The sequence below is a fragment of the Cohnella sp. CFH 77786 genome, assembly GCF_019400745.1.
Classification (GTDB): domain Bacteria; phylum Bacillota; class Bacilli; order Paenibacillales; family Paenibacillaceae; genus Cohnella.
Genome location: NZ_WJIB01000001.1, coordinates 254,749 through 276,249 on the forward strand (window position 1 = coordinate 254,749; position 21,501 = coordinate 276,249).

The 21,501-nt window shown below is 60.6% G+C and carries 22 protein-coding genes; 6 read left to right on the top strand and 16 right to left on the bottom strand.

What is annotated here, in order from left to right; all coding sequences use genetic code 11:
- Positions 1–80 precede the first annotated feature (80 nt).
- Positions 81–1,823: an Rqc2 family fibronectin-binding protein gene (locus tag GE107_RS01210; protein WP_219637647.1), complete on the top strand. Its 1,743-nt coding sequence runs from the start codon at positions 81–83 to the stop codon at positions 1,821–1,823.
- Positions 1,824–1,995: 172 nt separating this feature from the next.
- Here GE107_RS01210 and GE107_RS01215 read toward each other — a convergent pair whose 3' ends face one another.
- The 10 genes from GE107_RS01215 to GE107_RS01260 form a co-directional block, all read right to left on the bottom strand.
- Positions 1,996–2,838 carry a PHP domain-containing protein gene (locus GE107_RS01215; RefSeq protein ID WP_219637649.1) on the bottom strand — a complete coding sequence of 281 codons (843 nt, stop codon included), beginning with the start codon at positions 2,836–2,838 and terminating at the stop codon, positions 1,996–1,998.
- Positions 2,825–3,733 carry a LysR family transcriptional regulator gene (locus GE107_RS01220; RefSeq protein WP_219637650.1) on the bottom strand — a complete coding sequence of 303 codons (909 nt, stop codon included), beginning with the start codon at positions 3,731–3,733 and terminating at the stop codon, positions 2,825–2,827. The genes GE107_RS01215 and GE107_RS01220 overlap by 14 nt, the downstream gene beginning before the upstream one ends.
- A gap of 109 nt (positions 3,734–3,842) precedes the next feature.
- The gene (locus tag GE107_RS01225) at positions 3,843–4,280 is read right to left on the bottom strand and encodes a hypothetical protein (protein ID WP_219637652.1); all 438 of its coding nucleotides are present in this window, start codon (positions 4,278–4,280) and stop codon (positions 3,843–3,845) included.
- A 281-nt stretch (positions 4,281–4,561) separates the two neighbouring features.
- Positions 4,562–4,825: a YlbG family protein gene (locus GE107_RS01230; protein ID WP_219637654.1), complete on the bottom strand. Its 264-nt coding sequence runs from the start codon at positions 4,823–4,825 to the stop codon at positions 4,562–4,564.
- 67 nt (positions 4,826–4,892) lie between these two features.
- Complete coding sequence (locus GE107_RS01235) at positions 4,893–5,354, bottom strand: YlbF/YmcA family competence regulator (RefSeq protein WP_219637655.1); 462 nt, start codon at positions 5,352–5,354, stop codon at positions 4,893–4,895.
- 97 nt (positions 5,355–5,451) lie between these two features.
- On the bottom strand, positions 5,452–7,401 hold the full coding sequence (locus GE107_RS01240) for a helicase-associated domain-containing protein (RefSeq protein ID WP_219637656.1): 1,950 nt from the start codon (positions 7,399–7,401) through the stop codon (positions 5,452–5,454).
- Positions 7,398–9,104, bottom strand: coding sequence for a DNA repair helicase XPB (locus tag GE107_RS01245; RefSeq protein ID WP_219637657.1), 1,707 nt, complete (start codon positions 9,102–9,104; stop codon positions 7,398–7,400). Before GE107_RS01245 ends, GE107_RS01240 begins: the two co-directional genes overlap by 4 nt.
- A gap of 14 nt (positions 9,105–9,118) precedes the next feature.
- Positions 9,119–9,874, bottom strand: a complete 756-nt coding sequence (locus tag GE107_RS01250) for a thermonuclease family protein (RefSeq protein ID WP_219637659.1) — start codon at positions 9,872–9,874, stop codon at positions 9,119–9,121.
- Positions 9,875–10,023: 149 nt separating this feature from the next.
- On the bottom strand, positions 10,024–10,461 hold the full coding sequence (locus GE107_RS01255) for a CBS domain-containing protein (RefSeq protein WP_219637661.1): 438 nt from the start codon (positions 10,459–10,461) through the stop codon (positions 10,024–10,026).
- A gap of 57 nt (positions 10,462–10,518) precedes the next feature.
- A complete protein-coding gene (locus GE107_RS01260; protein WP_370636204.1) occupies positions 10,519–11,694 on the bottom strand; it encodes a M20 metallopeptidase family protein in 1,176 nt (391 codons plus the stop codon).
- A 283-nt stretch (positions 11,695–11,977) separates the two neighbouring features.
- On the opposite strand from GE107_RS01260, the gene GE107_RS01265 reads away from it, so the two are divergent.
- The gene (locus GE107_RS01265; protein ID WP_219637663.1) at positions 11,978–12,322 is read left to right on the top strand and encodes a YugN family protein; all 345 of its coding nucleotides are present in this window, start codon (positions 11,978–11,980) and stop codon (positions 12,320–12,322) included.
- 20 nt (positions 12,323–12,342) lie between these two features.
- A complete protein-coding gene (gene ftsW, locus GE107_RS01270) occupies positions 12,343–13,524 on the top strand; it encodes a putative lipid II flippase FtsW (protein ID WP_219637664.1) in 1,182 nt (393 codons plus the stop codon).
- 71 nt (positions 13,525–13,595) lie between these two features.
- On the opposite strand, the gene GE107_RS01275 is transcribed toward ftsW, so the two are convergent.
- Positions 13,596–13,976: an Asp23/Gls24 family envelope stress response protein gene (locus GE107_RS01275; RefSeq protein ID WP_219637665.1), complete on the bottom strand. Its 381-nt coding sequence runs from the start codon at positions 13,974–13,976 to the stop codon at positions 13,596–13,598.
- A gap of 204 nt (positions 13,977–14,180) precedes the next feature.
- Here GE107_RS01275 and cax point away from each other — a divergent pair, with 204 nt between their 5' ends.
- Positions 14,181–15,239 carry a calcium/proton exchanger gene (gene cax, locus GE107_RS01280; protein WP_219637666.1) on the top strand — a complete coding sequence of 353 codons (1,059 nt, stop codon included), beginning with the start codon at positions 14,181–14,183 and terminating at the stop codon, positions 15,237–15,239.
- A 35-nt stretch (positions 15,240–15,274) separates the two neighbouring features.
- On the opposite strand, the gene GE107_RS01285 is transcribed toward cax, so the two are convergent.
- From GE107_RS01285 to GE107_RS01305, 5 genes are all read right to left on the bottom strand, one after another.
- Complete coding sequence (locus GE107_RS01285; protein WP_219637667.1) at positions 15,275–15,571, bottom strand: Fpa/YlaN family protein; 297 nt, start codon at positions 15,569–15,571, stop codon at positions 15,275–15,277.
- Positions 15,572–15,792: 221 nt separating this feature from the next.
- A complete protein-coding gene (locus GE107_RS01290; protein WP_219637668.1) occupies positions 15,793–16,032 on the bottom strand; it encodes an HPr family phosphocarrier protein in 240 nt (79 codons plus the stop codon).
- 82 nt (positions 16,033–16,114) lie between these two features.
- Positions 16,115–17,230, bottom strand: coding sequence for an aminopeptidase (locus GE107_RS01295; protein ID WP_219637669.1), 1,116 nt, complete (start codon positions 17,228–17,230; stop codon positions 16,115–16,117).
- Between the two features lie 22 nt (positions 17,231–17,252).
- Positions 17,253–18,026: a hypothetical protein gene (locus GE107_RS01300; protein ID WP_219637670.1), complete on the bottom strand. Its 774-nt coding sequence runs from the start codon at positions 18,024–18,026 to the stop codon at positions 17,253–17,255.
- Between the two features lie 152 nt (positions 18,027–18,178).
- On the bottom strand, positions 18,179–20,152 hold the full coding sequence (locus tag GE107_RS01305; RefSeq protein WP_219637671.1) for a sensor domain-containing diguanylate cyclase: 1,974 nt from the start codon (positions 20,150–20,152) through the stop codon (positions 18,179–18,181).
- Between the two features lie 354 nt (positions 20,153–20,506).
- On the opposite strand from GE107_RS01305, the gene rpsD reads away from it, so the two are divergent.
- Both rpsD and GE107_RS01315 read left to right on the top strand, forming a co-directional pair.
- Complete coding sequence (rpsD, locus tag GE107_RS01310) at positions 20,507–21,106, top strand: 30S ribosomal protein S4 (RefSeq protein ID WP_219637672.1); 600 nt, start codon at positions 20,507–20,509, stop codon at positions 21,104–21,106.
- A gap of 168 nt (positions 21,107–21,274) precedes the next feature.
- The gene (locus tag GE107_RS01315) at positions 21,275–21,499 is read left to right on the top strand and encodes a DUF1450 domain-containing protein (RefSeq protein ID WP_219637673.1); all 225 of its coding nucleotides are present in this window, start codon (positions 21,275–21,277) and stop codon (positions 21,497–21,499) included.
- Positions 21,500–21,501 lie beyond the last annotated feature (2 nt).

Genomic DNA, 21,501 nt, shown 5'->3' on the forward strand with positions numbered 1-21,501 from the left:
TGGGGGGAACTATGGCATCATAAGTAGACGCGATCCGAATCAGCGGAAAAACAGCGAACAGGAACGGGAGTTATCGCCTTATGTCACTCGACGGCATCGTGACGCGCGCCCTCGTGCACGAATTGCAGGGGATCGTCGGCGCGCGGATCGCCAAAATCTATCAACCGACCGAAAACGAAATCGTCCTCCATATCCGCGGCCAAGGCGCCGGCGGCCGGCTGCTGCTGTCCGCCCATCCGTCCATGCCGCGTCTGCACTGGTCGCAGCAGGCGTGGGAGAATCCGTCCGAGCCCCCGATGTTCTGCATGCTGCTGCGCAAATACTGCGAAGGCGGCGTGATCGAAAGCGTGAGCCAGGACGGCCTGGAAAGGATCGTCTGGATCGACGTCCGCCACCGCGACGAGCTCGGCGACTATTCGCTGAAACGGCTGACGCTCGAAATCATGGGCCGGCACAGCAACCTCATTCTGATGGACCCGGCGACCGGGCACATCCACGACGGCATCCGCCACGTCACGCCGGCCGTCAGCAGCTTCCGCGTCGTGCTTCCCGGAACGGCGTACGTCGCGCCGCCTTCCCAGAACAAGCGGAATCCTCTCGAAGCGACGGCTACGCAAGCGGCCGAAACGGCAGCCGCGGCGATTTCGCCGGAAGGCGGGCTGGACGCGCGGGCGGCGGCCCAAGCTTGGGTGAACGCGTATACCGGCCTGAGTCCATTGTCCGCCAAGGAAATCGCGTTCCGCGCGGAAGGCAAGCCGGAGCGGCTGGGGGCGGCATTCCGGGCAACGATGGACGACGTCGCCGGGCACCGCTACCGACCGAATCTGGTCGAAAACGCGGACGGAAAAACATGGTTTTCCGCGATCGACCTTACGCATTTGGAAGGAAACGTCACCGGGTTTTCGTCCATGCACGAATGCCTGGAAGCTTATTACCGAGACAAGGCGGACCGCGACCTCGTCCGCCAACGGACGGCCGACTTGAGCCGTTTTCTGGCGAACGAGATCGCCAAGCTCGAGAAGAAGCTCGCCAAGCTCGAAGAGACGCTGGCCGATGCAGAGGAAGCCGACAAGCTCCGGAGAATCGGCGAACTGCTGACCGCCCACCTGCACGAGCTCAAACGAGGGGACGAAACGGCGGAAATCACCGATTACTACGAGGAAGACCAGCCCCGGATCAAGGTGGCGCTGGATCCGCTGCTTACGCCGACGGAGAACGCCCAGCGTTATTTTCGGAAGTACAATAAACTCAAAAACAGCAAATCTGTCGTGGAGGAGCAAATCGCCGAGGCGCAGGCGGAGATCGGATATTTGGAATCGGTGCTGCAGGGGCTGGCGACGGCTTCCCCGTCCGACATCGAGGAAATCCGCGAGGAGCTGACGGAGCAAGGGTACATCCGCCAGCGAGGAGAAAAGCGGGGCCCCAAGAAGAAGAAAAAAGAAACGCCGTCCGTGCTCTGCTACACGTCAAGCGAGGGCATTCCGATCTACGTGGGCAAAAACAACACGCAAAACGATTACGTGACCAACCGGCTCGGCCAGCCGACCGACACATGGCTGCATACGAAGGACATCCCCGGCTCGCACGTGCTGATCCGGGGAGCCGAGTTCGGAGAGGCGACCTTGAAGGAAGCGGCGGCGATCGCCGCTTATTACAGCAAAGCCCGGGAGTCCAGCAACGTGCCGGTCGATTACACCCGCATCCGCAACGTCCGCAAGCCCAGCGGCGCCAAGCCCGGCTTCGTGATTTACGAAGGCCAGAAGACGTTGTACGTGACGCCGGACGAGTCGTTGATCCGTTCGCTCCCCAGCAGCGTGAAATAGTTTCTCGAACCGCGTCAACCTCAAACGGCGGAGCCGGTCAATCGACCCGGTTCCGCCGTTTCGGCTTATCCACCGCTTCCCTCGCGTCCCCGGACAGCAGGCGGACGGTTTGCGTCCCTTCCGGCACCCTGTCCTCAATCACGACCTGGCCGCCGACGAGAACAAGGAGACTTCATGACGGCCTCACCGCCAGCAATCGGTCCAGCACGACCGCGTCCACCGTCCGGTTGCCGACCCGGCCATGGAACACGATCCCTTCCCGGGTGCCGTGAAAATCCGAGCCCCCGGTCACGAGCTTCCCGCGGGACTTGGCGAGCGTCTTGTAATGCCGCTCCATCGCCACGTCATGATCCGAGTGGTGCGCTTCCAGCCCGTCCGCTCCCCCGTCCAGCAGCTCGAGCACGAGGCGGTCGTTCCGGTACAGACCGGGATGGGCGACGATCGCCGCCCCGCCCGCTTCGTGAATCCAACGGACGGCATCGAGCGGGCCAATCCGGGGCGGATTCGCGTAAGCCGCCGCCCCTTCCGCCAAATACCGGTTGAACGCGTCCCGCATGTCTTTCGCGTAGCCTTTGCGGACGAGCACTCCGGCCATATGCGGACGCCCGATGGAGCCGTCGCCGCGGGGGGATGCCGACGCCTCCCTCTCCACTTCATCCATCGCGATCTCCACGCCGAGCGCGTTCAGCTTCGCCACGATCTCCGCATTGCGCCGCGCCCTGACTTGGCGAAGCGAAACGAGCCTGTCCAGCAGCACCGGATCGTCCGGCGCGAACCCGTAACCCAGGATGTGAATGTCCTTGCCTTCCGCGGAGGTGCTGATTTCGACCCCCGGAATGACGCGAATGCCGTATTCCGCGCCTGCGGCGAGCGCTTCCGCGACGCCTGCCACCGTATCGTGATCGGTTATGGCGACGGCCGCCAGTCCCGCTTCCTTCGCCATCCGAACCACTTCAGCGGGACGATGGCGGCCGTCGGACGCCGTCGTATGGGTATGGAGATCAGCCCGGCTCATGCGACAACCCCCTTAATTGTTCCAGCAGTGCCGCGGCTGGAATCGAAAGCAAGGATGAGGGCAGACGTACCGCATAAAATTGGCGGCGGAACGACACGTCCCGGATGCGGACGGTTTTGAGCAGCCCTAACGCGGCCTCGTGCTTGATCGCCCACACCGACAGCACGGACAGCCCGAGCCCGGCTTCCACCGCCGACTTGATCGCCGCCGTGCTGCCGAAATCGCTGACCACACGAAGCCGGCCCTCGTCCGCGCCGTGGCGCAGCAGCTCGTCTTCCACCACCTGGCGGGTGCCCGAGCCTTTCTCGCGAAGGACGAGCGGCTGCTCCAGCACTTCGGCCAGTTCAACCGATTCGCGCTCGGCGAAAGGGTGCCCCGCGGGCGCGACCAGCACGAGTTCGTCGTCCATCACGGCCTCGGCATGGATGCCGGGCGTGTCGCAGGGCGCCTCGATCAAGCCGAAATCAAGCCCCTGGTGCTGGATCGCGTCGACGATTTCGGTCGTGTTCATCACTTTCATGCTGACCGCGAGATCCGGATGGCGGCGAAGGAACGATCCGAGCAATCGGGGCAGCACGTATTCCCCGATCGTCAGGCTCGCCGCGAATTGCAGCCGGCCCTTCAAAGCTTCGACGAACCGGATCATCATCGCGTCCGTGTCCCTCATCAGCTCCACGGCTTTGCGCGCCTGCGGCAGCAGAGAGTGGCCGGCCTCCGTCAGCTCGAGCTTCTTGGTCGTCCGGTTGAGCAGCTTCGTGCCGAAACGTTCCTCCAGCGCCTGAACCTGCATCGTAACCGCCGGTTGGGTCATATGCAGGGCCTGCGCGGCCGAGGAGAAGCTGCCTCTTTCCGCAACGGTGTAAAAGATGTGCAGTTGATGCACGTTCAGCGCCATGCTTCTCCCGCCTTTGTCACCTTTTCTTCCTCAATCGATTATATCATAGCATAGGAAAAGGCTGCTCCGAACGGATCTCCGCCGGAATGCAGCCTTATCGGTTCGCCGGTCAACGGCGTTTGCGGTTGTTCTTGATGAGCGTCATGCGGCGGGAATGGCGGAGCCAGGAATAGTACGTTTTCAAATCACGAAGCTCCATCGTCTCCGACATGCGTCCGAGGAAAGTCACGATAATCATCTTATGAAGAGGTTGGCCGAGCAGATCGGTATCTTTGTCCGACACCGCGAATTCCGCCACGAAAACGAGGTCGTCGTCGATCGTGTAAACGTCCTGCTCGTTCCGGTAATAGGAAACGATGCGGCCTTCCTTCAGGCATTCCCACATGAATTGGGCGATATCGGAGTAGCCGGTTTTCTCGCTCTCCACCCGGTCGGACCAGCGCGTTCGGGCATGATTGGTTATGATGATGTCGGCCACTCTCTTGTCGCCCAGCACAACATAGAAAGGCTCGTACGTGTTCCATCGCTCCGTGTGTTTGTCCTTCACCGGGTATCCCCTTCCCGACACTAGGTCCTAAAGCCCACTCGCGCAATCCAACCTTTTAGGAAGTTACGTCCATTTTAACGCATCGCTTCCCGACGATTCAACAAAAATTTAAGGGAGCGCCGATTCCCGCGTCTCAGAGACGAAAAAAAGCCTCCGCCGGGAGACTTTTCCGTGATTCAGAAAGGTGAAGATCTGCGATGCTTTTCTGAATCGCCTCGGGTAAAACGTCTATCCGTTCGAAATGACGGGGCCGTTTTACTTGGCACCTTCGAGCACGGCCGCTACAAACTGTAAAACCGCGTTTTGTCCGGCACGTTTTTCTCGTATTCGGTTTTGATTTCGCCGCGGTAAGAACGTTCGACTTTGCGAACATAGGGCAGGCGCTGCAGATTCCGGACGGCTTCTTCCGCGCTGTCCGCGTTCATGTAAAGCACCGCGTAATTCATTTTGCGGGACACATAGTGGAGGGAGCCGTACTTGTCCAGTCCCCTCGCCGCTTTCAAATCGCTGAACCAGACGATATAACCGTGGCGTTCCGCAAACATTCCCATTCCCCCGACTTCCGATCTCAATAAAACCCGTCTCAGCGCGGGCGGTGTCCGCAGGCTCGCGTCAACCGCAGCCGCCGCTGCCGCAGGAACAGCTTCCGCCGCCTCCGCAACCCCCGCCCTTGGCCCCGGGGTCCGCGTCCGGCACCTTGACGCTCTCCGAAACCGCGCGGGCAACGGTCACGGAAATCTCGCGAAAAAGTTCGTCGAGGTCCCGTTCCGCCGCTTTGAAACGACGAACAGATTCCACCCGGTCCAGTTCGGCCTGGACGGCGTAAACCTTGTCCAGCGCTTCATGATAATCGGGATGAAAGCGGCCGAACCGCTCGCATTCCGCGAATTTCTCCTTGGCTTTGAAAAGCCGCCGAGCCGCCTGTGCGGCTTCTTCGTCGTTCTCGACTTTCCTTTTCCAATATACGTATTCTTCCGCCATGGCGGATTGCTTGATCATCTCTCCCAGCGTATACGCGCGCGACAGAAGCTCCGTCCAATCGGCGGGACCTTCGCCTGCGTCCCGTTGCAACATAGGGAGGGTTTCCGGCATGAGGGCCAAGCGTTTCACCTCACCTTGTAGGCATGCGAATCATTTTCTATCATACCACAGTTCGGCGGCGAAAGGTGAATTACTTCGAGGCGGCCGGCTCCCATTCGGGCAACACGATCCTGAGCGCGCCCAGCCGGTCCGCGGGAAGCGTCACCGGTCCGGACGGATCCGCGGCGAAACCGGCAGCTTCGCCCGCGGGCCGCCATCTTCCGCTGACCTCCCATCCATCCCCCCGCTCATGAAGGGCATGCGGGACGAATACCGCTTGTCCGGTTTCGTCCCCGATTTGGAGGGCCGCTCGCCAGCCGATCGCCCTGCGGATGATTTCCTGCCTCGTGGAGGCGTGGTACAGGCCGGGTTTGCGGAGCCACGCGGACGGCACTTCCCCGACGCCGGGAAACAGCTCGTCCGCGGACGCGACCGTCCGGTCCGGTTCATAGAAGGACAGCACGCGGCTGCAAGGAATCCACCCCGCTTCGTTCAAGCCGTCGCGACCTGCCGCGGGCGACTCCTGCGGGACCGATTTCGGTTTCGGCGAAATCGCGGGGCTGCCGATCTTCGCCAGCCTGGCCTCGAGCGCCGGGACTTTCGCACGGTCGACGATGAAGTCCCGGTCCCCCAGCCGCTCGATCAAGCAAGATGCGGTTTCCGGGTCCTCCAGCAAGCGGCATGCCGTTTCGGCGCTGTCCGTCCGCAGCAACGTTTCCTCCGTCATCCGCGTTTTGCCGAGGCGTCCGAACCAGTCCGAGAGCGCGCCCGAGACCGGTTCCGGCAGCGGGGCGTCCCCCCCGCTCTCCAAGAAGCGCACGACATCCTCCTGCCGCCAGCCCGCCGCGAATGCCCGTTCCGAAGCGGATTTCGTCAGCCGGTAAACGAACATGCGGTCGGCCGAGACGCGTTCGGAAATCTCTTCCAGTTGCCATCTGGCGCCCAGGCCGACGCCCGGCGGAACGTAGATTTCCCCGTCCGGCTGGACGAGGAACGGCTCCGCATCCCCGTATCCGGTCTTGTCCGGATCCTCCTCCAAGGAAACCAGAAGCCGGAACACGCCTTCTCCCCGGAAGGTCCCGCGTTCGGCCCAGCCGAACGCGATGAGCATGCGGAGCCACGCCTCCGCGGCAGCCGGGTCCACTCCGATCCCCGCGATATCCCTTTCCTTGTGCCAGAAGCCTTCTCGGCAGGCCGCCACGGCCGACGCCGACAAATGCCGCTCGGGGTCGGCCGAAACGTAGCGCTCCAGAACGAGCCGGTGGATTTCCGCCTCCGCCTCCGCCGGCGTCTTCTCCAGCCATGGCGTCATCCCGGACTCGTCTGCGACGATTTCGCTGCCCCGCTTCCGCAGCGCGCCGACACACAGGCCCAGATCGACTGCGAGCGCCGCTGTCGCGGGCTGTTGCTCGTGAGCGGGATAAACGAGCCCCAGCGGCGCAAGCTCTTCGGCCGTAAGCCTCATCGCGGACGCCAGCTTCGCGGCGGCGGACTTGGACATCGCCCCCTTGGCGGTGAGCGGAATGCCCGTCCGTCGCACGGACGCCCACGCGGAGAGCAGCTCGAGCGCCAACGGAAGGCGGAAGGGAGCCGGCGTCACGCGTACTTCGGCGGCATCCGCAGCGTCCAGCGGTGCCGCGTTGGCCGGCAGAATCAGGCGCTGCCAGACGGGCACCATGTCCGTCGGCACGTAGTAGAGCCTGTCTCCCCATGTCTTGCGGACCGCGAAGAGGATGCCCGACCTCCGGAGCCGGGCCAGGGCAACCCGCCGCTCCGCGCCGGTATAGCCGCCGTCCCGGAGCGATTCCGCTTCCCCCTTCTCTTCCTCGAACGGAACCGCGCCGTAGCGCAGCAGAATACCGCCGAAGATCCGCTTGAGCGGAAGCTCCGCGCGCTCCGCCCATTCGGCGGCCCAAGCCGGCGAAGCCAGGACGTCCGGAAGCTCCATTCCCCCGGCGATACGGGAAGCGACGGTCTTGTCCGTCGCGATCAGCTTCCGGACGGAATCCGGCAACCGTTCCACGGAAGGCCTTACGTTCATACGGAAACTCCCTCCGATCCGCCGGGAGCATCCGGCTGCCACGCGTCCACGGCGTATTCGTACCCTTGCTCCACGAGGAACCGCCCCCGGTTCCGGGCGAACTCCACCTCGTCCGTCCCTTCGCTCACCAACGTGTAGAAGGAAGCCGGCCCCCCGGAAGGCTTGGGCCGGAGGATCCGCCCCAGCCGCTGGGCCTCTTCCTGCCGCGAGCCGTAGCTGCCGGACACTTGGATCGCGACGGAGGCGTCCGGAAGATCGACCGCGAAATTGGCCACCTTCGATACGATCAGCGTGCCGATATCGCCCCGGTTGAAGAGGTCGAACAGCCGCCGCCTCTCCTCATGCGGCATTTCGCCCGTTACGAGCGGGAGGCCCAGTTCCTCCGCGAGCCGACGAAGCTGGTTCAGGTACTGGCCGATGATCAGCGTAGGCGACCCTTCGTGCCTGGCCAGCAGACGGCGCAGCACCTCCGCCTTGGCCGGATTTTCCCCCGCGATCCGGTGGCGGGCACGCGGCGGAGCCTCGCGGTATTGCCTGATCGCGGAATCGGCCATCGGCACCCTCACTTCCTTGCAGGACGCCTCCGCGATCCAGCCTTCCCGTTCGCTCCGTTTCCAGGACAGCTCGTACGTTTTGGGTCCGATGAGCGCGAACACGTCCATCTCCCGGCCGTCTTCCCGGACAAGCGTCGCGGTCAGGCCGAGCCTGCGGGTCGCTTGCAGTTCCGCGGTCATCCGGAAGACGGGCGCAGGAAGCAGATGCACCTCGTCGTAAACGATCAAGCCCCAGTCCCGTCCCTCGAACAGCTTCCAATGCGGATAACCCTCCGAACGGGAACGGCGGTGGGTCAGCACTTGGTACGTCGCGACGGTGACGGGCCGGACCTGCTTGCTCGTCCCCGTGTATTCTCCGATATCCCCTTCCGTCAAGGTCGTGTTTTCCAGCAGCTCCCGGATCCATTGGGAGACCGACATCGTATTCGGCGTCAAAATCAGCGTTTCGCACCCCAGCCGGACCATGGCCGCCATGCCGACCCACGTTTTGCCCGCGCCGCAAGGAAGCACGGCCACGCCGCTGCCGCCTCCGATGCCGTCCCTCGCGAGAAAGGCGTCCGCCGCCTCGCGCTGATAGGCGCGCAGCTTGACCGGTTTCCCGGAGGCGGACACCTCCCGAAAGGCAACGGAAAGCGCGCCGCCGCTCCGGTATCCGGCCTCGTCGACGATCGGACAGCCGCGCGCGGCAAGCGCGCTTTTGAGCGCTCCCCGCATGGCGGGTTCCACGGCGACCAGCACCTCGTTATTCGCGGGTGAGGAGGCGAAACAGCGAACGACTTCGGGCCAATCGTAAGCCATTCGCAAACGTTCCGGCAGATCGGCCGACAGAAACAAGCCCTCCGGCCGGTTCACCAGGCGGAAACGTCCGAAGCTGTCCATCCGTTCCCGAATTTCGCGTTCGACGGATGACGGCAGGCCGTACCTCGCGTACCTGCGGAGGTTCGCGATCACCGAGTCCGCGGTTTCGCCCGCGGCTGCGGCGTTCCACAGCGACACCGGCGTCATCCGGTACGTGTGCAGATGCCCGGGCCGTTTGCCCAGCTCCGCGACCGGGCGGAGAACCTCCAGCACCTCTTCGTATCCGGAATGGCGGCCGTCCAGCAGCAGGGTGCCGTCGGACTGCACCAACAGCGGTAAGGATGACGACATGCAAAGCACCACCTCTATTTCGCCGCTTTCCGGAATCCCGCGTCCGCCGCCTCCTGTTCCGAACAGAACCACCGCTCGGGTTTCGTGTTCCGGTAGGAACTCCCTCCCGGCACGTGGTAAATTTTATCCCCTTTCGCGTTGACGTTGCCCTTGATCGGATACGGGCAGGCGGGAGGCGCCGCGGTCGCGGAATCGTCCGGCGCGTTCGTCTCTTTTCCATCGTTCCCAGGTTCGCCGCCCCATAATCCGGCTCCGCGGGAGCGCGCCTCCTTCTGCAGACGGACGAACGAATCGGCGAAAGCCACGTTCGGAGGAACGGTCATCACCTGCGCGTATCCTTCTTTCACGAGCCGCTCGTTGAACATCATTTCATCCCCCGATACGAAAACGTATCGCAGCAGCCGTCCGTACTTGTCCCGGTCAGAAACGTCCGGAAACAGGATCACGGATCGTCCCGACAAAATCTTCTCCGTGTAGTCCGCCGCTTCTTTCCCGTAATACTGGACTTTCCCGTGGGTCTCCGGCGTGTTGACGCCAATCAGCCGCACTTTGGCTCCGCTCTCGAGCTCGAACGTGTCTCCGTCCACGATCCGCCGCACCGTTCCCCGCTCCGCGCGGTCGGCCGGCAAATTCGGATACCCGGCCAAAATCCGGGCCAGATCGTCCCCGCCGTCCGGCGGCAACGATCGTCCCCCACAACCGCTTAACAACATAACCGCTGCCGCGAGCAGAAAACGGATTGCCCGGACGTTCCTCTCCCTTTTCCCCATCCTTGCGTTCTCCCTCTCCATAAACAATCCCCCGATATTGACGATGCTTCTACGCCGCACATCATCTTAAGGGGAGCCCCTGTTCATTTTAAAAAAAGCCCGTATGTCCGGTTTGCCGGCATACGAGCCATACTGCTGCGGCGATCTCCTTAATGGATGGTCGATTCCCGGTGCTCGTGCTCGGAAATGCCGCTGAGCGCTTGCCCCGCCTCCGACACGAAAATTTCCCTGACCGCCAGGTCGCCGATCGAGACGATGCCCCTTAGTTCGCCATTCTCCACGACGGGAAGACGGCGGATCTGCTTGGTTGCCATCAACGAAACCGCTTCGTCCACCGACAGGTTCGGGGAAACGGTCTGAACGTTGTCCGACATCACTTCCATGACGGAGGTGGAGCCGGAATGCTTCTCCGCGTATCCCCGAATGACGAGATCGCGGTCCGTGATGACGCCGATCAACCGGTTCCCTTCCACGACCGGAACGAACCCGATGTCGTGGTCCCGCATGGCGACCGCCGCTTCGTACAGATTGTCCTTCGGCGTGACCGTCACGCAGCCTTTCGTCATGACATCCGCAATTTTGCGCATGGTGTCCCTCCTTTCCGGTATAGCGTGACCGAAACGAAGCACTTCCATGCGGCTTGCTCATCTCCCGGAATCCGGCCGGGCCGAATCGTCCGCGACCGCCACGAGCAGCCGGGCGGCCAAGAGCATCGCCCGTTCGTCGATGTCGAACCGGGGATGGTGGTGCGGCGCGGAAGCGCCGTCTTCCCGCCCGGCTCCCACGAATACGAAGCATCCTGGAATTTCCTTTAAATAGTAAGAGAAATCTTCACCCGCCATGATGCGTTCGCTGACCGTCGTCCGGACTTCCGGCAGCGCTTCCGCCGAAACCGCCAGCACCCGGGCCGCTTCCGCTTCGTCATTGACGACCGGGGGATATCCCTCGATGTAATGGAACCGGTATTCCGTGCCGTGCATTTCGCATACGTGCCGGACCACCTCTTCCAGCCGCCGCCGCACCAAGCTGCGGATTTCCGGCGTGAAGGTTCTCACGGTGCCGCTGAGCCGGCATCGTTCCGCGATGACGTTGTTCGCCGTACCCGCGTGCAGCTGTCCCACCGATACGACCGCCGATTCCAGCGGGTTTACGCTGCGGGAGACGATCGACTGCAGCGCGGTCACCAGCGCGGCCCCCGTCACGAGCGCGTCGGCGCTCTCATGGGGCAGCCCCGCGTGTCCGCCCCGGCCCGCGATTTCCACCTCGAACTCGTCCGGGCAAGCCATGAACGGTCCCGGCCTCGTCGTCACCGTGCCGTATGGAAGCAGCGACCACAAATGGATGCCGTAAATCGCCTCCGCCCCTTCCAGGGCGCCGTCCGCGATCATGCCCACGGCGCCGCCCGGCAGCGTCTCTTCCCCAGGCTGAAACAGGAACAATCGGGTGCCCGCCGTCTCTTCCTTGCGCAAGCTGTAATAACGGGCGACCGCCAGCATCTCGGCCGTATGCGCGTCATGCCCGCAGGCGTGCATGACGCCGGGAACCGTCGAGGCGTATTCGCACGTCTTCTCGTCGGCAATCGGGAGCGCGTCGATATCCGCCCGCAAGGCGATGCATCTGCCCGGCAAGCTTCCCGTCAGCCTCGCGACCACGCCCGTTCCGCCTACGCCTCTTTTCACCTCGAGCCCCCACGACTCCAGCAGGTCCGCGATCATGCGGGACGTTTCGTACTCCTTGAAGGACAGCTCCGGATACCGATGCAAGTGACGGCGCCATGCCACCATGTCGGGATAAAGCGTCTGCAGGCTGACCTCCTTCACGATTGGGGCGCCTCCTTCCTTCGGCCGATCTTCAAGATCGGACTCTATTCTGTTATTGTACCAGAATCCGGATTGACAGTCATCAACGCTTTAACGCTTTCCCCAAGTAAAAACGACTTCAATCGGAGGCGAACGGAGAAACTTATAGACCCGATGGATGCAAAAAACTGTCAACGAACGTTCGAAGTTCGCCGTGCCCGAGGGTTGCAGAAGCCCGTCAAACCGTCTATGATGAAGGATGATAACGAAGCTGTTTGGACCTTCCAAAGGAGGAGCTTGAAACATGTTACTCGAAAATACGGGCTTAAACGGAATGCGCAGCGACCTGGCCCACCTGGACGAATCCAGCGAAAAACTCGGCTTTGTCCGCTGGCAATGGGAATACCGCCGCGCTACATATGATCTCAAACTGCATGACCGATCGGGCGGCGAGGACTACTACCTTCGAATCGCCACGCGCGCGGTGGGAGGCAAGCTGGAAAATCCGGACGCGATCCTGGAAGTGGAAGCCGTTTACATCGGACGCGCCACCTTCCCGCACGGATTGGATTACGAATCGCCGATCCCCCAGCCGATCCTGAACACCGCTACGCAGCGCGCCCAGGAATTGAAGAAGCTGCTGGCTTAACGTTTCCGGGGGACCTGAATATGAAAACGCCGGCCGCAGGCCATCGCGGCACGCCGGATTTTCTGCTGCTCATCCTGACGCTCCTGCTCGTGGGCTTCGGCCTTGTCATGGTGTTCAGCGCCAGCTCCAGCATGACCGTCGTCTCCGCCAAATTCGGATACGACGCGATGTATTTCACCAAAAAACAGCTTCTGTGGGCGGGCCTCGGGACGTTCTGCATGCTCGTGCTGATGAACATCCCCTACGAGAAGTTCAAAAAGTGGTTCGCCCCGTTTCTCTTCTTGACGATCGGCATGCTGATCGTCGTCCTGTTCGTGGCGAAGAACGTGAACGGAGCGAGAAGCTGGCTCGGCTTCGGCGGGTTCGGCATCCAACCGACGGAATTCGCCAAGCTGGCCGTCATTCTCTACCTGGCCGCCATTATCACGAAGAAGGACGAGAAATTCCGGGAATTCAAGCGCGGCCTGCTTCCGGTCATGATCGTGATCGGCTTTATCGCCTTCCTGATCATGCTCCAGCCCGACATGGGTTCCTGCATCATCCTTCTGCTCTGCGCTTCCGCGATCATCCTCGCCGGAGGTTCGAACCTGAAGCACGTGTTCCTGTCCGCGGGGGTGCTGTTCGGTCTCGTCGCGCTCGGGACAAGCCTCTATTTGCTTGCCAACCCGGGTTTCAACGGCGGATACCGCTGGGCCCGCTTCACGGCCTTCCTCAACCCGATGGCGGACGAGAAGGGTACCGGCTACCACCTGTACCAGTCGCTCGGAGCCTTCGGCCATGGCGGATTGACCGGAGCCGGTCTCGGGAACAGCGTGCAAAAGCTGTTCTATCTTCCTTACGCCTACAACGACTTCATCTTTGCGGTCATCGCGGAAGAGCTCGGATTTATCGGCACCACGGTGTTCTTATTGTTTTACATGCTGTTTATCTGGAGAGCGCTCATCGTTGCGCTCAGATGCCCCGACGTATACGGCACGCTCGTCGGCATCGGCATCGTGTCCCTGATTTCGATCCAGGCTTTGATCAACATGGGAGGCGTCAGCGGCGCCATTCCCGTGACCGGCGTTACGCTGCCCTTCATCAGCTACGGAGGCTCTTCCATGCTGGTGACCCTGTTCTCCATGGGAATCCTGCTTAGCATCTCCAGGGAGTACAACCGGATCGGCAAGGACAGGGAACGGCGCCCGGACGCCGGCGCTTGATCGATACGCACCGCGAAATGGCAAAAAGGCCATCCCGTCTCGCTTCACCGCGGGGATGGCCTTTTCTCTGCTTATTTGACCCGGTGGGCTTCCTCGGGCTCTTCGTCCTTGAAAGCAACGCCTTCGATCTTCACGTTCACTTCGACCACCCGCAGCCCGGTCATGTTCTCGACGGCTTCCCGGACGTTGTCCTGCAGCCGGCGGCCGACTTCGTGAATCGGAATCCCGTATTGGACCACGATCCGAAGATCGATCGCCGCCTCGAGCTGGCCGACCTCCACGGAAACGCCCTTCTGGGCGTTGCGGCCGCTGAGCCGTTTGGCCAGTCCTTCGGAAATGCCGCCGGACATCGCCGAAACGCCGGGCGTCTCGAGCGCCGCAAGCCCGGCAATGGTAGCGACGACGTCGTCGGATATGCGTATGAGTCCTTCCTGTTGCAGCTCTTCCGTCATGGCGGCCACTCTCCCGAACCTTTGATGATTCCATTGTAATGGAAGAACCGCCCGGAAAGCAACCGATGGACGCTCCCTGGGACATGCCGTTCTGCGTTGCCGCCTGAAGGGCCGAGACCTCATTTACTTGCCCATCGCTTTTCGCTATAGTTAGTAACGACGGAAACGCTGTACCATATTTCTCCACATTGAGGTGTACGGAACTTGAAAAAGCTGTTCTTCCCGTTATTGATCGTCACATTCGCGCTCAGCGCGGCCGCCCATTACATGCATTGGGGCGCCGAAATCGAATTCGCCCTCTCGGCGGTCGCCATCGTATTCGTAGCCGGCTTCCTCGGCAAGGCGACCGAAGCGGTCGCCCACTATGCAGGCCAGCGCCTGGGCGGTTTCCTGAACGCCACGTTCGGCAACGCGGCCGAGCTGATTATCGCCATTTTCCTGATCAAGGAAGGGCTGTTCGATATCGTCAAAGCCAGCTTGACGGGCGCGATCATCGGCAACCTCCTGCTCGTCCTCGGCATCAGCGCGTTGGCGGGCGGGCTCAAATTCAAGGAACAGAGGTTCAACGTCCACCTGGCGGGCCAGAACGCCTCGCTGATGCTGCTCGGCGTCATCGCCCTCTTCATCCCGGCCGTCTTCGTGAAGACGGAGAGTTTTCCCGAAGCGGATACGCTCACGTTGAGCGTTGTCGTGGCGGGCTTCCTGATCCTGGCCTATGTCGGATGGTTAATCTACTCAATGTTCACGCATAAAGACATGCTGGAAGACCATGTCGAAACGCAGGCGGACCATGGGGAAGAACCCGCATGGACCAGAGGCCGGTCGATTCTCTACCTCATTCTGGCGACGATCATGGTCGCCTTCGTGAGCGAATGGCTCGTCCATACGCTGGACGTATTCACCGCACGTTTCGGATTGTCCGAGCTGTTCGTCGGAGCGTTCGTCGTGGCGATTATCGGCAATGCGGCCGAGCATAGCGCCGCGGTTATGCTCGCGATGAAGAACAAAATGGGAGCGGCCGTCGAAATCGCCGTCGGCAGCAGCCTGCAGATCGCGCTGTTCGTCGCGCCCGTGCTCGTTTTCATCAGCCTTCTGTTCGAGCAACACATGAACCTGATTTTCACGACGATCGAACTCGCGGCGATCGGCGTCGCCGTGCTGATCGCCACCTCCATCTCGAGGGACGGCTCCACGACCTGGTACGAAGGCAAGCTGCTTCTGATCGTCTACGCCATTCTGGGCGTCGCCTTCTACTTCGTTTGATCTCCTATAAAAAAAGAGCGGCTTCCCTCCGGAAGCTACTCTTTTTTTTGGTCCAAAGCTTCGTATAGCAAAGCCAAATTACGCTCCAGTTGGCTGACCAGCAGCTTGCCGGCGCCTTCCTCCACCAGCCCCGCCCGCACCGCGAAGTCGACCGCACGCGAGAAACCGTACATCTGCGTATCGAGCACTTCCTCGTACAACGGGCATTGGCGGGTCGTCAAGTTCTCCATCTGGATGGCGATCAGCTTCTCGATTTTATCCGCGTCTTCCTGCAGCAGGCGGAGCGCCTTTTGCTTCAGGTTATCGATCGTATCCGTTTCCAGCAGAGCCATTTTCACTCCCCCTGTGCCCAAGCTCCCATTCATGCGCTATCCCTTTCATATTAGACGAAATCCTGCCGAAGCACAAGGACGGGGCTACTTATGTTCGCCAAAAGCGACTCTGCCCCGCCCGGGTTCTCCCGCGGTGATTCAGAAAAGGATGGCGGATTTTATACTTTCTGAATCACAAATAAAGCCCCGTCGCAGGGACGGGGCGCTCGGAATTCGATGAATTAATCCACGACTTTCACGTTCAGGTTGTACTTGGCGAAAATTTCAGCCAAAGCGCTTTTGGCTTCTGCGGCGTCCGGGCCGTGAACGTGAAGCTCGTAGGAATGGCTGCCCACCAACGTGGTGAACAGTCCGAGAATGCTTTTGACGTCGATGTACTTGTTCTCGGCTTGAAGTACGATGGAAGAACGGAATTTGTTGGCGGTTTGGGACAATTCCACGATCGCCGCGTTGTTGGACATCGGATTTACCTCCAGATTTAAGGTGTGACCTGCTAATTCCCATCATACCTTGCTTCCCGGAACGCTTGCAAGGGAAAAAACGTCATTTCAAGGCTTCCGGATTCAACCCCTCGAGCTCGGGCACCACGAACAGCCCGTCTTTGCGGATAAGCCGGCCGTCGAAATACACCTCTCCGCCGCCGTACTCGGGACGTTGGATCAGCACCAGATCCCAATGGATGGAGGAACGGTTGCCATTGTCGGTTTCCTCGTAAGCCTGGCCCGGGGTAAAATGCAGGCTGCCGGCGATTTTCTCGTCGAACAGCGTGTCCTTCATCGGATGCAGGATGTACGGATTGAAGCCGAGGCTGAACTCGCCGATGTAGCGCGCGCCTTCGTCCGAATCGAGCAGCGCGTTGATCCGCTCCGTGTCGTTGGCCTCTGCCTTGACGATTTTCCCGTTCTCGAACGTGAACCGGATGTTCTCGTACGTAAAGCCGTTATACACGCTCGGCGTATTGTATGAAAGCGTGCCGTTCACGGAATCGCGGATCGGGCAGGAGAACACTTCGCCGTCCGGAATGTTGCGGTCTCCCTTGCATTTCTTCGCTCCGATCCCTTGGATGGAGAACGTCAAATCCGTGCCTGGTCCCGTGATCCGGACCTGGTCGGTGCGGGTCATGAGCTCCTCGAGCGGATCCATGGCGCGGTCCATCTTCGCGTAGTCCAGGTTGCACACGTCGAAATAGAAGTCCTCGAACGCTTCCGTCGACATGTTCGCCAGCTGGGCCATCGAATGGTTCGGATAACGCAGGACCACCCATTTCGTTTTCTTCACCCGTTGCTCGCTGTGGACCGGATGGCGGTAGATGCGGTCGTACAGCTTGTACAGATCCGAAGGAACGTCCGATAGCTCGTTCACGTTTTCGCCGGAACGGATGCCTATGTAGCCCTGCATCCTTTTCATCCGTTCCATGTCGTATGCGGCCCAAGTCTCGATCATTTCCGGGGTGGCATGGCGCAGCAGGCTCCGTTCGACGGAACGGTCCGTGATCTCGACATACGGACGCCCGCCGCGCTGCGCAATCTCCTCGATCACGCATTTGAGCAATTCCCTCTCGGGACCGATCATTTCCACCAATACATTTTCTCCGGGCTGCACGTCGATGGAATAACCCACCAAATTGGCCGCCAGCTTCTGAAGACGCGGATCCCGCATCGCAGCTTCCTCCTTGAACGATTTATGGGTTCAGGTAAGCATTCTTTTGCATTGTACCATTCCGTCCGGCCGAGAGGAAATCCGTGGCGGATACCCTCTCTTCCCGGTACGGGTTGCCGTCCCACGTATAGGCCAGCTCCGTTCGTTCGGTCATCCGGCGGGGAAACCACGTTTTGCGGTCCGCGGTCCACAGGACGACCGTTCGCACCTGCAAAGTATACAGGGCCGCTTCCAAATGTCGGTTTGCGCGGCTCAGCACTTGGTCCGCCCGTTTACGCTGCTCCGGCCGCAGGCCGCGGGCATCGGCGTCGGCTTTCAATTCCGCCATTTGGGCACGAAGCCCTTCGGCGATCTGACGTCTTGCCGTCTCCGGACCCACAGTCAGCCGCAGCCGAACGGTTCCGTCCGCTGCCGGCGGCCCGTCGTAAGCGGCGCTCGCGTTGCCGCTCTGGATCGCTTTCAGCAGCTGCATCGGGTGAAACGACGTTGGCCGCACCGTTGCCCCCCGTGCCCGCAGCAATTGCCCGCCCGTCCATTGGAGATCGAGGTTGCCGTGGCCGGTCACTTCTCCTTCGTACCGGGAATTGTCCGCGACCGCTCCGCTGGGATCGATGATCGACACCTCGCCCGCGAAAGCGTAGCGGTCTCGGCCGGAAAGCGCCGAAGCCGAAAGCGCGAACGCCTTCTCCGCCGAAACCGTTTGCCCGGTGCAAGCAGGCATAATTGAACATACGAATAGGATGGCGGCTGCCGATCCGACGGCACGCTTGCGCAGCAGGCTGTCCTTCCAGCGCATGGAAAAAAGCCCCCTTCTTGACAAAATCGGCATTCTCCATCCCCGGGCGTTTCCCGAAGGAAACGCTCGCCGTAAGCTTACGCTGAGGGACGGCGAATGCCGCTTCTGCTTATTCCGGTAGGCTTCCCCATTTCGTTCGGAACATGCGGGCTTCAGCCGATCTCGACCCGATTGCGCCCAAGGTGTTTGGCCTCGTATAACGCCATGTCCGCTCTGTAGAACAATGATTCCACGCTGATCCTCTCGTCCGTGGAACGCCACTCCGACATCCCGCAGGAGATCGTCACTTGGGGATGGGTTTCGTTCTCGACGCGCCGGCGAATCCGCTCCGCTACCTTGCCGGTAATATCGTAGCCGACCTCCGGAAGATAAATCGCAAGCTCTTCGCCTCCCCAGCGGGCGGCAATATCCCCGTCCCGGATGGAGCTGCGGATGATCTGGCTCACCTGCCTCAGAATCTCGTCCCCAACCTGGTGGCCGAACGTGTCGTTCACCCGTTTGAAATGATCGATATCGCATAGAATCAGCGAGCCGGAAGCGTCCCTCTTCTGCCTGCGCAAAATGCGTTCATTTAAATAGTGGCGCGCGAAAAGGCCCGTCAAATTGTCGGTGATCACCATCCGGCGCACTTCGGCGTGCAGGGTGGCGTTGGAAACGGCGAGTCCCAGATGGGCCGACAATACTTGCAGCAATTTGTAGTTGTCGTAAGAAAAATGGTTCGGTTCGCGGTGGCTGATCATCACGGCGCCGATCACGTCTCCGTTCAGGACGAGCGGCGCGGCCAGCAGCGATCTGGAATCCGTTACGCCCATCATCTTGGAAGGCACGGGCGCTGCCTGCGAATAGTCCGACAGGATGATCGGCTCCTTCGAATTCCACATGACGCCGACGAACCCGTAATCGATGGCGAACGATTCTCCGATCATCTCCGGTACGTTGGACGTCATGGCCACGAATTCGCTTTTGTCCGGATTCACTTGCAGGATGCAGCAGAAATCCGCGCGGAAGATGCGAAGCAGCTCCGACGAGGCGAACTGGAACGTATCGGAAAGCTTCAGACTGCTGTTGAGCCGCTGGGACAGATCGTTGATCAGCCGGAGCTCCCCGACGAGAACATTCGCCTGTTCGTGAAGCTTCGCTTTCTCGAAGGCGGCGCCGGCCGATCCGGCCAGCGTGGTGAGAAACCGGAGGTCCGGCTCGTCAAGGTCGGATTGCGGGATGTCCAGGCGAAGCACGCCGTATACGCCCTGCTTCCCCGAGAGAGGGACGGCCAGCCGGCGGAAGCCGTTCAGCCGCTGGTCGCGCACGACTCCGTCGAGAAAAGCTTGCCTGCACAGATCCATCTCGTTCTCGTGGAACGCGAGCGGTTTGACCCTCTCATTCATGCTGCTGTAATCCTGGGAGAGAAACAGGTCGATCTTGCAGTTCGGATACAGCTTGTCCAGACTGGCGAGCAGCTCGGACAGAATCTGCTCGACCTCCGAATGGTCGTTCAGCCTGCGGAGCACCTCAAACAGGGTATCGCGCCGCTTCTCTTCCTTATGGACCAGCTTCTGTTCCCTGAGGAGGCCGGAGGCGAACATCTGCTCGAAGCGGCGGTATAGACAATTGCGATAATGAAGGGCTGCCGCTTGGAGAAGCTTCAGGTCCCCCGCTTGGGCGGAGCCGCCGGGAAGAAGGCAAGCCAATACGGCGCACGCCATGCCGGTCGTGCGGGCGAAAACGGGAACGGCGAGGGCATCCCATGTGCGCAAGAATATGGACTCCCGTTCGTCCGCCCGCGACAGTGCCGGGCGGCAAGTGTCAAGCGCGGTCCGGACCGCCGACGGCACGGGATGGTCGGCCACGCCGGAGCGGGGAAGAAAACCGCCGTCTTCCAGACCGCTTCGCATGGCCACGCAGCTTCCGTCTGCATGGTAGACCATGAACAATCCGGCGAGCCAAGGAAATCCGTCCGCCTTCTCGAACCAATCGACGAAGCTTCCTTGGAGCAGCTCGTGCAAATAGGGCAAGTCCGCTTCGGTGAAATCCTGATTCCGCAGCCATGGAGGAAGCAGCTGAAGGCTTCGGGGCATGGGCGTATCGAATGTTCCTGGAGAGCGCGAAGTTTGCCCTTGATCCGCCATCACCCTCATCACCTCCATGACCTGATTACCATACTTTTCACTATACAATGAAAGCGTGAACTTTGCACTAGGTTCGTCAAGCAGAAATTTAGGTCTTTATCCTTAAATTCCCGGTTGATACCCGAGTAAACTTCCCGATTCCGGCAACTTATCCTTGACAACAGGAATCAGGTTCTTATAATATAACTTGTTGAATATTGGGCTCAACTTGTGTCACCCTCACGGGTTTCCCACCGTCGGGCAGCGGCTGAACTCCCCGGCGGGGACCGAATCGAATCGGTTGCGGCGAAATCCGGCACTTGCCAAACCCTATTTTTCAAAAAATCCCCTTTTGGAAAAAGGAGTCTGCATACCATGTCCCGCTATACTGGTCCCAAGTTTAAATTGAGCCGCCGTCTCGGCATTTCCCTCAGCGGCACCGGCAAAGAACTGAAACGTCCGTTCCCTCCGGGGCAGCACGGCGCGGGCCAACGCCGCAAAATCAGCGGCTACGGCATTCAGCTTCAAGAGAAACAGAAGCTTCGCCACATGTACGGCCTGAACGAGAAGCAATTCCGCAACCTGTTCGACCGCGCGACCAAACTCAAAGGCATCGCCGGCGAGAACTTCATGTTCCTGCTCGAAAGCCGTCTGGACAACCTGGTTTACCGTCTCGGCTGGGCGAACACCCGCTACGGCGCGCGCCAGCTCGTCTCCCACGGCCACGTGACCGTCAACGGCAAGAAAGTAGACATCGCGTCCTACACGGTCCAACCGGGTGACGTGATCGGCCTGCGCGAGCGCAGCCGCGCTTTGAAATCGATCAAAGAAGCGAGCGAAGCCCGCCATCACCTGCCGGCTTACCTCGATTACAACGCGAACGCGATGGAAGGCAAGTACGTCCGCCTTCCGAGCCGTGATGAGCTGTCCCAAGACATCGACGAGAAACAGATCGTCGAGTTCTACTCCCGTTAATGATTTCCCGAATCAAGCACCGCCTTCATGGCGGTGCTTTTTTTTGCGGATTCGCCCGGTCTCCGAATCGCGTTTCGGACGCAGCGAGCCGATTTCTACTCTTGACAATGATAATGAGAATTAATATCATTTATTCTGAAGGAATGTGCGGAAAGGCGGCTGCGCTGCATGGGGAAAATCAAGTATTGCTGCAAGAACCTCAAACGCGGTTCGAAATCGGTCTATAAGACGCTTAAATCGGAGTTTCCGGATCTCAAGCAGAAGAAGAAAGACTGCCTCGGCAATTGCAGGTTATGCTCGAAACAATGCATGGTCATGATCGGCAAGACCGAGGTTCTGGTCGCCCCTTCGCCCGACAAGCTGTATGAGAAATTGAAGATTCGGATCGGATAATA